The sequence below is a fragment of the Kitasatospora sp. NPDC058190 genome, from assembly GCF_042883685.1.
Classification (GTDB): domain Bacteria; phylum Actinomycetota; class Actinomycetes; order Streptomycetales; family Streptomycetaceae; genus Kitasatospora.
On sequence record NZ_JBHVVI010000037.1, the window covers coordinates 41,235 to 54,148 of the forward strand.

The window sequence follows — 12,914 nt, forward strand, 5'->3', positions numbered from 1 at the left end:
CTTTCGTCACGTTCATCATGGTCGTACGGCGGCCGACTCACTCGGCGCCGTCGTCCCCCTCGTCGAAGTCGGCGGCCTCGTCCAGGAGCTTCTCGTCGTCCTTGCGGTTGAACTCGACCTGGACCCGCGCCCGGGCCACCTCGCCGTACTCGAGACGTCGCTCCTTCGGACGGCCGCGCCCCTTCACCGGCTGCACCTCGACCAGCGCGCCGTCCTCGTCCGCCTCCAGCACCCGGGCGACGATCTCCCCGCCGTCGACCAGGTGGATCTTGGCCAGCCGGCCCTCGGCCCGCTGCCAGTGCCGGGGCAGGACCAGCGGACGCTCCGCACCCGGCGAGCCGACCTCCAGCAGGTAGGGCTCCTCGCCCATCAGGTCGGACTCGTCCAGGGCCTCGCCGACCACCCGACTGAACTCGGCGATGGCGTCCATGTCGACGCCGCCGTCGGTGTCGACGTCGATCTGCACCTGCCGGCGACTGCCCGCCTTGGTGACCTTGACGTCCTCCAGGTCCAGTCCGGCCTGCTCGGCCAGCGGCTCCAGCAACGCGCGCAGCCGGTCGGTGTGGGTGGTGCTCATCCGGGTGGACTCCTCGGCCGCGTCTGCTGTTGTCAGAAGGTCGCCCCGCACCCTCCGCGCCCCACGGGCGCACACCGGGTCACGGCAGCTCGGCCCAAAGCCTAGCCGGTGAAGCCGCGAACCACCGATTCCGGACCACCCCGGACCAGCCGGACGCCACCCACTGCGAGCAAGCTCACACCGGCCCACCCACCGCACCGCACCCCCAATCCCCACCCGCAATCGTGGGGGTTCTGCAAAGATTCAGGCCAACGAGGGCAGGCGGGGAGGCCGCCCTCCCGTACACGCCCCGGAGTGACCCCGATGCAGCCGCACAGCCGACGGACCTTCCTGGCCCTCGGACTGATCACCCTCACCGCCGCCTGCACCAGCTCCAACGGGGCCGACCCCAACGGCGCCGTGATGCCCGGCAACAAGGGCCCCGGCCCCGACCCCGACAACCCGGTCCGCCTGCGCGCCATCGCCGCCACCGACACCCTGCTGGCCGCGTACGACACCGCCCTCGCCACGCCCGGCGCCCAGACCGCCCTGCTCCAACCCCTCCGCGCCGAAACCGCCCAGCACCGCGCCGCCCTCGCCTACGGCATGCCCGCCGCCTCCGTCCCCCCGGCCCCCACTCCCGGCACGCCCACGGCGACCCCCACCCACACCCCCGCCACCCTGGCCGCCCTGGAACGCCAGACCGCCCAGTCCCGCCTCACCGACCTCGGCGCCGCCCAGCCACCCCTGGCCCGCCTGCTCGCCTCCGTCGCCGCCTCCAACGCCCTGCACGCCGCCGCCCTCGGCGCTCCCCTCGACCAGACCCCCGACCAGCCCTCCCCCACCGCTCCCCCGACGGCCGCCCCCACTCCGGGCACCTCCCTCCCCGCCCTCCAGAACGCCCTCAGCGCCGAACACGCCGCCATCTACGGCTACGGCGTCGTCGGCGCCCACCTCCCCGAAGACCAACAACGCGCCGACGCCCGCACCGCCTACACCGCCCACCAATCCCAACGCGACGCCTGGCAACGCCTCCTCACCACCCTCGGCGCCACCCCCACCCCCGCCGCCGGCGGTTACCAGCTCCCCTTCCCCGTCACCGACGCCCCCACCGCCACCAAACTCGCGGCCCACCTCGAAACCCGCCTCACCACCGTCTACGCCGACCTGGTCGCCGCCGTCCCCACCCCCCAACGCCCCACCGCCGCCACCGCCCTCCGCGACTGCGCCCTCCGCGCCCACCACTGGGGCGCCCCCGACACCCCCTTCCCCGGCATCCCCGAACCCGTCCCCACCCCGACGGCAACCCGCCAGAGCTGAACGCGGTCGGGCGCCCCCACCCACCCCTCCCTCCCCTCTGGCGAGAGGGACGCGCTGCGGGAGGGGGCGGCGCAGGGGGTGGCCCGGAGAGGGGCGTGACGGGTGATTTTCAGACTGCCACCGCCCCAACGCCCCACCCCACCGAATGGGCAGTCCGAAAATCACCCAGCCCCTGGAGCCGCCCCCGGCCACCCACCCTCCCGAAAGCCCCCCACCAACACAGAAACCCCCACGCCACTGACCTGCGATTTCACCCCCATCCCCGACAATGGACAGGCCACCCCAGGCAGCGCACCAACCGGAAGGCCAGGCATGTCGGGAAACACACCGCACATCACCATCCCCACCTGGCTGACCAACAGCGTCACCGCCACCCAAGGCGAGGAAGGCCGCCACTGGCTTGCCACCCTCCCCACGAGGACAGCCGCCCACCTGGCCCGCTGGAACCTCACCCCCGAACGCACCCTGGACCCCGGCGGCAGCCTCAGCCTGATCACCTACGTCCACCGCGACGACCTCTCCCCCGCCGTCCTCAAGACCGGCCTGGTCACCCCCGAGACCGCCCACGAGCACACCGCCCTCACCCACTGGGCCGGCCGGGGCGCCGTCCTCCTCCTCGACGCCGACCCCGCCGAGGGCGTCCTCCTCCTGGAGCGTCTCCACGGCGAGATCCCACTGCGCTCACTCGCCGAGCCCAAGGCCATGCTGGAGGCGACCAGTCTGCTCCACCGCCTCTGGGCTGAGCTCCCCGACGGGCCGTCCCCCTACCCCACCCTCACCAACCGGGTCGCCGACACCGCCGCCCGCCTCACCCGGCACCGCGACCACCCCGCGGCCACCGCGGCGCAGCCCCTGATCACCGAGGCCCTGGCGACGGCCGAGTCCCTGGCAGCCTCCGCCACCGAGACCTTCCTCCTCCACGGCGACTTCCACCACGGCAACGTCCTGGCCGCCGACCGCGCCCCCTGGCTGGCCATCGACCCCCGCCCGCTGGCCGGCGAGCGCGCCTACGACCTGGCCCGCCTCGTCCTGGACCGCGCCGACACCCTGCTCGGCTCCCCCGGCGCCCCCGCCGCCGTCCGCCGCCGGCTCCACCAGCTCGCCGACGCCCTCGACGTCGACCAGGACCGCCTCCGCGGTTGGACCCTCTTCCGCTCCGTCGACCTGGCCCTGCGCGCGCTCACCGCCGGCCGCCACGAAGACGCCGAGCTCTACCTGGAGTTCGCCGGGCACCTCTCGTGACAAGGCCCCCGAACAAAAAGACCCCCGAGCCAACCCGCCCGCCCCCGAGCCGACCCCCGAGCCAACCCGCCCGCCCCCGAGCCGACCCCCGAGCTAACCCCGCCCGCCCCCGAGCCCCCGCAGGGGCAACCGCGCCCCCATCACCGCGTACAACCGGTCCGTCGCCGGAAACCGCACCGCCCGGGCCAAGTCCTGGTACCCCAACGCCCGGTACAGCCGCCGCGCCGGCGTCTCCGCGTCGATCGCCGACAGGATGCTCCGCTCCAGTCCCGACCCCTCGCACAGCATCCGGATCAGCCGGGTCCCGACCCCCTGCCCCTGGAACTCCGGCAGCACGTGCAGTTCGGTGACCGCGAACACCCCGTCCAGCCAGTCCCCGTAGCCGCGGGCGGTCAGGTACGGCTCGATGACCGTGCTCCACCAGTGCTCCCGCTGGTTCGGCATCCCGTACCCGAACCCGACCAGCCGCCCCCCGCTCATCGCCCCGAACGCGATCACCCCGGGCTGCTGGGCATGCCGCCCCACGATGTGCAGCCGTACCGCGACCTCCTCGGGCGTGAGCCCGAACGCCACCGCCTGGACCTCCAGCGCCTGCGGCGCCCAGGCCGCAAGGTCGATGGCCTCGATCGTCACCCCGGTCAGCTGATCCATGCTCCGGACGTTACTACCAGCGGCCCTGTGGCGCGGCCGAAGATCAGAACCCAACGCCCCGGGAACCGCACGACGACAGACGCCCGCCGCCCCCGACCACGACGCCCGCCGCCCCGACAGCGGCCCCCTGGAACGGAGCGCTCAGAAGAGAACGCTCATGAACGCCCCGACCTCCCGGAACCCCACCCGCCGATACGCCGCCCGCGCCCGCAGGTTGAAGTCGTTGACGTACAGCGAGACCACCGGCGCCACCTCCCGCAGCGCGACGTCCAGCACCGCCGCCATCCCGGTCTCGGACAGCCCCTGCCCCCGGTACTCCGGCGCCACCCAGACCCCCTGGATCTGGCAGGCCCCCTCCGTCACCGCCCCGACCTCGGCCTTGAACACCACCTGTCCATCGTCCGCGAACCGCGCGAACGACCGCCCGGTGGAGACGAGTTCGGCCACCCGGGCCTGGTAGAGGAGCCCCCCGTCCCCCGCCAGCGGCGACACCCCCACCTCCTCGGTGAACATCGCCACGCAGGCGGGCATCAACGCCTCGACCTCGTTGCGCCGCACCCTCCGCACCAACGGATCCGGCGCGATCTCCGCCGACGGCGAGGAGGTCGCCAACAGTGGTTGGTGGCCCCGGACTTCACGAGCCGGCCCCCAACTGCGCTCCAGCAGCGCCCAGAAGGCGGCGGTCGACTCGGCCGGCCCCACGATCGAGGAGCAGCGCCGCCCCTGCCGCCTGGCCCGCTCGGCGAAGGCCGCGACGGCCACCGGTCCGGCGTTGACCAGGACGAGGTTCGCCCCCGCGTAGCAGAGGGCGTCCAGTACGCCGCCCCCGTCGTACCACCCCCACAGCTCCCCACCGAGCCGCCACGGGTCCAGCCCGACGGCCTCGACCCGGGTGGCGACGAAGGCGTTGGCGACCGGGTCGCGGTGGAGGATCTCCAGGGCGTCCGCGAGATCCGGGGGTTCCAGCACGCGGGTGGTGGCCAGGGCCCGGGCGGCCTGGAAGGAGCTGGGGAGAATCACACCTCGATCGAGCATCGAGACAGCACCTCACTGAGACGACTCTGGCCGCACCCTACTCCGTGGCCCCACCCGGCTACGGCCGCGGGGCCGTCCACGAACGGACGGCCCCGCTTCCGGAAAACTGCGCTGCGGTTGCGTTCGGACCGGAAACACCCGATCCGAACGGTCACTCCGCGGCGACGACGGTCGGCGAACCGGCCTCGACGCCCTCCTCCTGCATCTGCTCGGCGAGCTTGAGCGCCTCCTCGATCAGGGTCTCGACGATCTTCGACTCGGGCACGGTCTTGATCACCTGCCCCTTGACGAAGATCTGCCCCTTGCCGTTGCCGGAGGCGACCCCGAGGTCGGCCTCGCGGGCCTCGCCCGGGCCGTTCACGACGCAGCCCATGACGGCGACGCGCAGCGGCACCTCCATGCCCTCCAGCCCGGCGGTGACCTCCTCGGCGAGCTTGTAGACGTCGACCTGGGCGCGGCCGCAGGACGGGCAGGAGACGATCTCCAGCCCGCGCTGGCGCAGCCCGAGGGACTCCAGGATCTGGTTGCCGACCTTGATCTCCTCGGCCGGCGGGGCCGAGAGCGAGACCCGGATGGTGTCGCCGATGCCCTCGGCGAGCAGCGCGCCGAAGGCGACCGCGGACTTGATGGTGCCCTGGAAGGCCGGCCCGGCCTCGGTCACGCCGAGGTGCAGGGGGTAGTCGCAGGCGGCCGCGAGCTGCCGGTAGGCCTGGATCATCACGACCGGGTCGTTGTGCTTGACCGAGATCTTGATGTCGCGGAAGTCGTGCTCCTCGAACAGCGAGCACTCCCACAGCGCGGACTCGACCAGCGCCTCCGGGGTGGCCTTGCCGTACTTCTCCAGCAGCCGCTTGTCGAGCGAGCCGGCGTTGACGCCGATCCGGATCGGCACCCCGGCGTCCTTGGCGGCCTTGGCGATCTCGCCGACCTTGTCGTCGAAGGCCTTGATGTTGCCCGGGTTGACGCGCACGGCCGCGCAGCCGGCGTCGATCGCCGCGAAGACGTACTTCGGCTGGAAGTGGATGTCGGCGATCACCGGGATCTGCGACTTCTTGGCGATGATCGGCAGCGCGTCGGCGTCGTCCTGGGAGGGGACGGCGACCCGGACGATCTGGCAGCCGGACGCGGTCAGCTGGGCGATCTGCTGCAGCGTGGCGTTGATGTCCGAGGTGACGGTGGTGGTCATCGACTGCACCGAGACGGGGGCGTCACCGCCGACCGGCACGTTGCCGACCATGATCTGCCGGGAGTAGCGGCGCTTGGCCAGCGGCTTGAGCGGCAGGGACGGAATACCGAGCGAGATCGCGGTCATGTGCGCAGGGTTCCCCGGGGTTGAGGTGTGGTCGACCGCCCGGCCGCTGGGACGGCCGAGGCCGGGCGCGCGGACGATCGCGCACCCGGCCTCCACGGTACGGCACGGTCCGGGGGCCCAGCACACCCGCCGTACCCGAACGCCCTAGCTGATCTTCACCGGGTTCACCAGGTCGGCGACCATCACCAGCAGGGTGAAACCGATGAAGACGCTGGCCACGACGTATGCCACCGGCATCAGCTTGGCGACGTCGAACGGGCCCGGATCGGGCCGGCGGAACAGCTGTGCGATCCGGCGGCGGACGGCCTCCCAGACCGCGCCGGCGACGTGGCCGCCGTCCAGCGGCAGCAGCGGCAGCATGTTGAACAGGAACAGCGACAGGTTGATGCCGGCCAGCAGGTTCACGAAGAAGGCGACCCGCTGGGTGCCCGGGATGTCCAGCGAGAACACCTCGCCGCTGACCCGGGCGGCGCCGACCATGCCGATCGGCGAGTCCGGGTCGCGCGGGGCGTCGCCGACGACGGCGTTCCACAGGCCGGGAATCTTGCCGGGCAGGGCGGCCAGCGACTTGACCCCGCTCTCGGCCATGGTGGACATCCGGTCGACGGACTGGCCGAAGCCCAGCTGGACCACACCACTCGCCGGGGTGAATCCGAGGAACCCGGCCTGGAGGGTCTGGCCCTTGAGCGGGACGCCGTTGCCGTCGTACTTCTGGACGTCGTTGACCGCGATGGTCGGGTTCAGGGTCAGCTGCGCGTCGCCGCGCTGGACCACGACCGGCACGGTCTTGCCGGCCGACCGGCGGATGTCCGCCTGGAGCTGGTCGTACGTGTGGATCCGGTCCCCGTCGAAGGAGAGGATCTTGTCCCCGGCCTTCAGACCGGCCTGGGCCGCCGGGGTCTGCGGGGCGCCCGCCGGGCAGCTGTCGGTGGGCTGGCCCGCCTTGACCACGCACTGGGCGACGGTGCTGACCGTCGGCACGTTCATCGAGACGCCGAAGCCCATCATGACGGTCAGGAACAGTCCGAACGCCAGGATCAGGTTCATGAACGGCCCGGCGAACATGACGATGATCCGCTTCCAGGGCTTGCGGGTGTAGAACAGCCGGTGCTCGTCGCCCTCCTGGAGCTCCTCGTAGGAGGCCTCACGGGCGTCCTCGATCATGGTCCGCCAGGGCGAGCTGCTGCGCTTGGTGATCCGGCCGTCCTCGCCCGGCGGGAACATCCCGATCATCCGGATGTACCCGCCGAACGGGATCGCCTTGATGCCGTACTCGGTCTCGCCCTTCCGGCGGGACCAGAGGGTCGGGCCGAACCCGACCATGTACTGCGGCACCCGGATGCCGAACAGCTTGGCCGTGGAGAGGTGGCCGAGCTCGTGCCAGGCGATCGAGATGAGCAGCCCGATCACGAAGACCAGGATGCCGACCACCGTCAAAACCGTTGCCACCGCTGGCCCTCCGTCATGCCGCTCCGCTCATCGTCTCGTCGTACCGCGTTCCGCGACGCGACGGGGGTACCGCCGACGCCGCGGGCCGGTCCGTCAGCCCGCCGCCAGCTCGCGGGCCCGGGCGCGCGCCCAGTCCTCCGCGTGCAGGACGTCCTCGACCGTCAGGGAAGTTCCCGCCGCCGGCCCACCGTCGCGCTGTCCGTGCTCGGCCACGACCTTGGCAACAGTGTCCACGATTCCCGTGAAAGCGAGGCGGCCCTTCAGGAAAGCCTCCACGCACTCCTCGTTCGCCGCGTTGAACACCGCCGGCGCCGTACCGCCCAGCGTGCCCACCTCGCGCGCCAGCTCGACCGCCGGGAAGGCCTCGTTGTCCAACGGGAAGAACTCCCAGGTCGCAGCCTTGGTCCAGTCACAGGCCGGGGCGGCGTCCGGCACCCGGTCCGGCCAGCCGATCCCCAGCGCGATCGGCATCCGCATGTCCGGCGGGCTCGCCTGCGCCAGGGTCGAGCCGTCCGTGAACTCCACCATCGAGTGCACCACTGACTGCGGATGGACCACAACGTCGATCCGGTCGAACGGCACGTCGTAGAGCAGGTGCGCCTCGATCACCTCCAGGCCCTTGTTGACCAGGGTGGCCGAGTTGATCGTGACGACCGGGCCCATCGCCCAGGTCGGGTGCGCCAGCGCGTCCTGCGGGGTCACCCCGGCCAGCTGCTCCCGGGTCCGGGTCCGGAACGGGCCGCCGCTCGCCGTCACCACCAGCTTGCGGACCTCCGCCCGGGTGCCGCCGGCCAGCGCCTGGAACAGCGCCGCGTGCTCGGAGTCCACCGGCACGATCTGCCCTGGCTTCGCCACCGCCTTCACCAGCGGGCCGCCGACGATCAGCGACTCCTTGTTCGCCAGCACCAGCACCCGGCCGGCCTTCAGCGCGGCCAGCGTCGGCCGCAGACCGATCGAACCGGTGATGCCGTTCAGCACCGAGTGGCACTCCATCCCGGCCAGCTCGGTCGCCGCGTCCGGGCCCGCCAGCACGGTCGGCAGCGGCCGACCCGCCGCCTTCGCGGCCAGCGCCTCGCGCAACGCCGGTTCCGCCGCCGGATCCGCCACCGCCACCGTGTGCACGCCCAGCCGCAGCGCCTGCTCGGCGAGCAGCTCCACCCGGCCGCCGGCCGCCGACAGGGCGACCACCCGGAAGCGGTCCGGGTTGCGGAGCACCACGTCGATGGCCTGGGTGCCGATCGAACCGGTGGAACCGAGGATCACCAGCTCCCTGGGGCCGGAGGGGTCCGCCACGGTGGGCGTGAAACGCAGCTGCGGGTGGGCGAGCGAAGTCATGCGCCCATTGTGTCCTGTTCGCGACCCTCCCGGACGACAGGACGGCCGGCGATCCTTCGGACTACCGTCGGAGCCATGCGTACCGTCATCGCCGGGGGCCACGGACAGATCGCGCTGAAGCTGGAACGGCTGCTCGCCGACCGCGGCGACCGCCCGGCCGGGATCATCCGCCGCCCCGAGCAGGCCCAGGACCTCGTCGACGCCGGCGCCGAGCCGCTGCTGCTCGACCTGGAGTCCGCCACCGCCCCGCAGCTGGCCGCCCTGCTCGCCGACACCGACGCGGTGGTCTTCGCCGCCGGCGCCGGCCCGGGCAGCGGCGCCGCCCGCAAGAACACCGTCGACCGCGACGCGGCCGTCCTGCTCGCCGACGCCGCCGAGCTCGCCGGCGTCCGGCGGTACCTGCTGGTCTCCTCGATGGGCGCCGACGCGGCCGCCCACCACCCCGCCGACGCGGTCTTCGAGACGTACCTGCGGGCCAAGGGCGCCGCCGACGACGCCGTCCGCGCCCGCGCCGCGCTCGACTGGACGGTGCTGCGCCCCGGACGGCTCACCGACGGCCCCGGCACCGGCCTGGTCCGGCTCGCCCCCTCGGTCGGCCGCGGCGCCGTCGACCGGGCCGACGTGGCCGCCGTCCTGGCCGCGCTGCTGCGCGAGCCCGGCACCGCCGGGCAGACCCTGGAGCTGGTCGCCGGGAACGCCACCGTCGCCGAGGCCGTCGCCGTCGCAGCCGGACAAGACGGCTGAACACGACGGCTGAACACGACGGCTGAACACGACGCGGGGCCCGGTCCGCGAACGGACCGGGCCCCGCGTCAGGCGGCCTCCGTCAGTCGGCCACCGTCCGTCGGCCTCAGAGGTCGAGACCGGTCAGGACCATGACCTTCTCGACGGTGTAGTCGTCCATCGCGTACTTGACGCCCTCGCGGCCGACGCCGGAGTCCTTGACGCCGCCGTACGGCATCTGGTCGGCGCGGTAGGACGGCGCGTCACCGATGATCACGCCGCCGACCTCCAGCTCCCGGTGGGCGCGGAAGGCGGTCTGCAGGTCGTGCGTGAACACGCCCGCCTGCAGGCCGAACGGCGAGTCGTTGACGGCCGCGAAGGCCTCGGCCACGCCGTCCACCTTGTGCAGCGACAGCACCGGGCCGAACACCTCGGCCTTGGCCAGGATCGCGTCGGCGGGCAGCTCGGCCAGCACGGTCGGGGCGTAGGTCGCGCCCTCGCGGGTGCCGCCGGTGAGCACCTTGGCGCCCTTGGCGACCGCGTCGTCCACCCAGGACTCCACCCGCTTGGCGGCGTTCTCGTCGACCAGCGGGCCGACGTCCGTCGCGTCGTCGTTCGGGTCACCGGTGACCTGGGCCTTGACCTTGGCCACGACCTTCTCCAGCAGCGCGTCGTACACCGACGCGTCGGCGATCACCCGCTGCACCGAGATGCAGGACTGGCCGCCCTGGTAGTTGGCGAACATCGCGATCCGGGTGGCAGCCCAGTCCAGGTCGGCCTCCGAGGACCAGTCGGCGAGCACCACGGCCGCGGCGTTGCCGCCCAGCTCCAGGGTGGTGTGCTTGCGCGGCACCGAGTCCATGATCTGGTAGCCGACCTTGTCCGAGCCGGTGAAGGAGATCACCGGCAGGCGCCGGTCCTGCACCAGGGCCGGCATCCGGTCGTTCGGCACGGTCAGGATCGACCAGGAGCCGGCCGGCAGGTCGGTCTCGGCCAGGATCTCGCCCAGCACCATCGCCGACAGCGGGGTCGCCGGGGCCGGCTTGAGGATGATCGGCGCGCCGACCGCGATCGCCGGGGCGACCTTGTGCGCGACCAGGTTCAGCGGGAAGTTGAACGGGGCGATCCCCAGCACCACGCCGCGCGGGAAACGGCGCACCATCGCGAAGCGGCCCACGCCGCCCGGGTCGGTGTCCAGCCGCATCGTCTCGCCGTTGGTGCGGCGCGCCTCCTCGGCGGCCCAGCGGAAGACCGACACCGCGCGGCCGACCTCGCCGCGGGCCCACTTGATCGGCTTGCCGTTCTCGGCGGTGATCAGCTGGGCGAGCTCCTCGGTGCGCTCGGTCAGCCGCTTGGCCACGTGGTCCAGGGCGGCGGCCCGCTGGTGCGCCGGGGTGGCGGCGAACACCGGCAGCGCGGCGACGGCGGCGTCCAGCGCCTCCTCGACCTGCGCCTCGGTCGGGATGCTGACCTTGCCGACCAGACGGCCGTCCCAGCTGTTGTGCACCTCGAAGTCGGCGTCACCGCTCGCCCGGCGGCCGGCGAGCCAGAAATCGTACGTGGTGGTCACCGTGGTACCGGCCCTCTCCTCGTCGTCGTACGGCCCACGGGCGTGGGACCCGAACCCGAGGGTAGGTGCGAGGGCAAGCCAACCGGATTGGCCGACTAGGAGCGTTCGGCTCCGGGGCCACTCCACCGCGTCCAGGCGTGTGTTCCGTTCCGGTCTATTCCTCGCCGGAGCGCAGTGCCAGCCACAGCTCCATCCGCACGTCGGTGTCGTCCAGCGAGCGGCCCAGCAACTCCTCGACCCGGCGCATCCGGTAGCGCAGCGTGTGCCGGTGCACCCCGAGGTCGGCCGCCGCCGCGTCCCACTGGCCGTGCCTCGACAGCCACGCCCGCAGCGAGGCCACCAGGTCACCGCGGGCCGTCCGGTCGTGCTCGCGCAGCGGCCGCAGCAGCCCCTCCGCGAACGCCGTCACCGCGTCCTCGCCGAGCAGCGGCAGCAGCGAACCCGCGCCGACCTCCTCGTGGTCCACCGACCGGCGCCCACCGCGCAACGCCACCGCCAGCGCCCGCTCCGCCTGCGCGTGCGCCGTACCGGCCTCCTCCAGCGCGGCCGGCGCCGAGACGCCCAGCGACAGGCCCTCGTGCTCCTCCACCACGCCCAGGCAGGCCCGGTGCACCGCGCCGTTGTCCAGCGCCAGCACCATCAGCCGCGGCCCGTGCGCACCGTCCTCCCGCGCCACCAGAAGCTTCTCGCCCACCCGGGTACCCGCCTGCTCGGCCCGGTCGCCCAGCTCCGCGAGCGCCTCCGAGGCGTCCGCGTTCGGCCCGGCCCCGGCCACCAGGACCCGTATCGTCCCCTCCGGCATGCCGCCGAACAGCCCCGCCGCGACCTGACGGGCCGTCGCCACCTCACCCGCCAGCACCATCCGCAGCAGCGCCGCGCCCATCCGCTCCTCGGCCTGCCGCAGCTCGCGCGAACGCTCCAGGGTGAGGGTCAGCAGCGCCACCGCCGCGTTCAGCACGTACCGCTCGGTCGGCGTGATCCGGTCCTCGGTCCCGACCGCCAGGAAGCCCCGGGCCCGCCGGTCCGCCCCCAGCGACTGGACCACCACGTAGTCCTCGTCCGCCGTGTCTATCCCCGGCGAACGCCCCTGCAGCGCCGCACTCGACGGCGCCGGCCGCCGACGCAGCCGGTCCACCTCGGCCGCCAACCGCCCGGCCCGGCGCGCCGCCCAGTCCGGAGCCACCACCGACAGCGCGCCCGACCCGTCGTACAGCGCCGCCCAGCCCCCCAGCCGCGCCGCCAGCCGACGCACCACGGCCGTCGTCCCGTCCTTGCCCAGCGCCGCCCGGGTCAGCTCCTCCTGCGCCTCGAAGCTGGTCGTCACCGCCTCGTACTGCTCCGCGGCCAGCGCCGCCGACACCACCTTGCTGATCGCGATGAACGGCGTCGGCTCCGGCACCCGCAGCAGCGGCAGCCCCCGCTGCGCCGCCGCGTCCACCAGCGGCTGCGGCACCTCGGTGTGCGACAGCCCCACCCCCAGACCCAGCCCGACCACCCCGGCATCGGCCAGCCGGTGCACGTACGCCTGCAGCTGCGCCGCCGTACGGCCCAGCTTGATACCGGTGGTGAGCAGCAGCTCGCCACCCTCCAGGAACGGGGTCGGGTCGTCCAGCTCGCTGGTGTGCACCCAGCGGACCGGCCGCTCCAGGTGGTCCGCGCCGGCGAGCACCGTCAGATGGAGCGAACTGTTGCGGACGACGGAGGCGAGTGTGGGGGGCATG

11 protein-coding genes are annotated in these 12,914 nt (G+C 73.2%); 3 read left to right on the top strand and 8 right to left on the bottom strand.

The window, feature by feature from the left end:
• Nucleotides 1-37: 37 nt before the first annotated feature.
• A complete protein-coding gene (gene rimP, locus ACFVWU_RS18795; protein WP_387621953.1) occupies nucleotides 38-577 on the bottom strand; it encodes a ribosome maturation factor RimP in 540 nt (179 codons plus the stop codon).
• Nucleotides 578-880: 303 nt separating this feature from the next.
• Between rimP and ACFVWU_RS18800 the strand changes: the two genes are divergently transcribed.
• Both ACFVWU_RS18800 and ACFVWU_RS18805 read left to right on the top strand, forming a co-directional pair.
• Nucleotides 881-1,876, top strand: coding sequence for a ferritin-like domain-containing protein (locus ACFVWU_RS18800; RefSeq protein ID WP_387622015.1), 996 nt, complete (start codon nucleotides 881-883; stop codon nucleotides 1,874-1,876).
• Nucleotides 1,877-2,188: 312 nt separating this feature from the next.
• Complete coding sequence (locus ACFVWU_RS18805) at nucleotides 2,189-3,118, top strand: aminoglycoside phosphotransferase family protein (RefSeq protein WP_387621956.1); 930 nt, start codon at nucleotides 2,189-2,191, stop codon at nucleotides 3,116-3,118.
• A 93-nt stretch (nucleotides 3,119-3,211) separates the two neighbouring features.
• Here the strand turns inward: ACFVWU_RS18805 and ACFVWU_RS18810 are convergent, their stop codons facing one another.
• The 5 genes from ACFVWU_RS18810 to dxr form a co-directional block, all read right to left on the bottom strand.
• Nucleotides 3,212-3,769, bottom strand: a complete 558-nt coding sequence (locus ACFVWU_RS18810; RefSeq protein WP_387621958.1) for a GNAT family N-acetyltransferase — start codon at nucleotides 3,767-3,769, stop codon at nucleotides 3,212-3,214.
• Between the two features lie 141 nt (nucleotides 3,770-3,910).
• Nucleotides 3,911-4,804, bottom strand: coding sequence for a GNAT family N-acetyltransferase (locus tag ACFVWU_RS18815; protein ID WP_387621961.1), 894 nt, complete (start codon nucleotides 4,802-4,804; stop codon nucleotides 3,911-3,913).
• Nucleotides 4,805-4,955: 151 nt separating this feature from the next.
• Nucleotides 4,956-6,116 (bottom strand): flavodoxin-dependent (E)-4-hydroxy-3-methylbut-2-enyl-diphosphate synthase, encoded by a 1,161-nt coding sequence (gene ispG / locus ACFVWU_RS18820; RefSeq protein ID WP_030290407.1) that lies wholly within the window; start codon nucleotides 6,114-6,116, stop codon nucleotides 4,956-4,958.
• Nucleotides 6,117-6,260: 144 nt separating this feature from the next.
• Nucleotides 6,261-7,565: a M50 family metallopeptidase gene (locus ACFVWU_RS18825; RefSeq protein ID WP_387621965.1), complete on the bottom strand. Its 1,305-nt coding sequence runs from the start codon at nucleotides 7,563-7,565 to the stop codon at nucleotides 6,261-6,263.
• Nucleotides 7,566-7,658: 93 nt separating this feature from the next.
• Complete coding sequence (gene dxr, locus ACFVWU_RS18830; protein ID WP_387621968.1) at nucleotides 7,659-8,900, bottom strand: 1-deoxy-D-xylulose-5-phosphate reductoisomerase; 1,242 nt, start codon at nucleotides 8,898-8,900, stop codon at nucleotides 7,659-7,661.
• 75 nt (nucleotides 8,901-8,975) lie between these two features.
• On the opposite strand from dxr, the gene ACFVWU_RS18835 reads away from it, so the two are divergent.
• On the top strand, nucleotides 8,976-9,644 hold the full coding sequence (locus ACFVWU_RS18835) for an NAD(P)H-binding protein (protein WP_387621970.1): 669 nt from the start codon (nucleotides 8,976-8,978) through the stop codon (nucleotides 9,642-9,644).
• A gap of 106 nt (nucleotides 9,645-9,750) precedes the next feature.
• On the opposite strand, the gene ACFVWU_RS18840 is transcribed toward ACFVWU_RS18835, so the two are convergent.
• On the bottom strand, nucleotides 9,751-11,193 hold the full coding sequence (locus tag ACFVWU_RS18840) for an aldehyde dehydrogenase family protein (RefSeq protein ID WP_387621973.1): 1,443 nt from the start codon (nucleotides 11,191-11,193) through the stop codon (nucleotides 9,751-9,753).
• Between the two features lie 154 nt (nucleotides 11,194-11,347).
• The gene (locus ACFVWU_RS18845; protein WP_387621976.1) at nucleotides 11,348-12,913 is read right to left on the bottom strand and encodes a PucR family transcriptional regulator; all 1,566 of its coding nucleotides are present in this window, start codon (nucleotides 12,911-12,913) and stop codon (nucleotides 11,348-11,350) included.
• Nucleotide 12,914 lies beyond the last annotated feature (1 nt).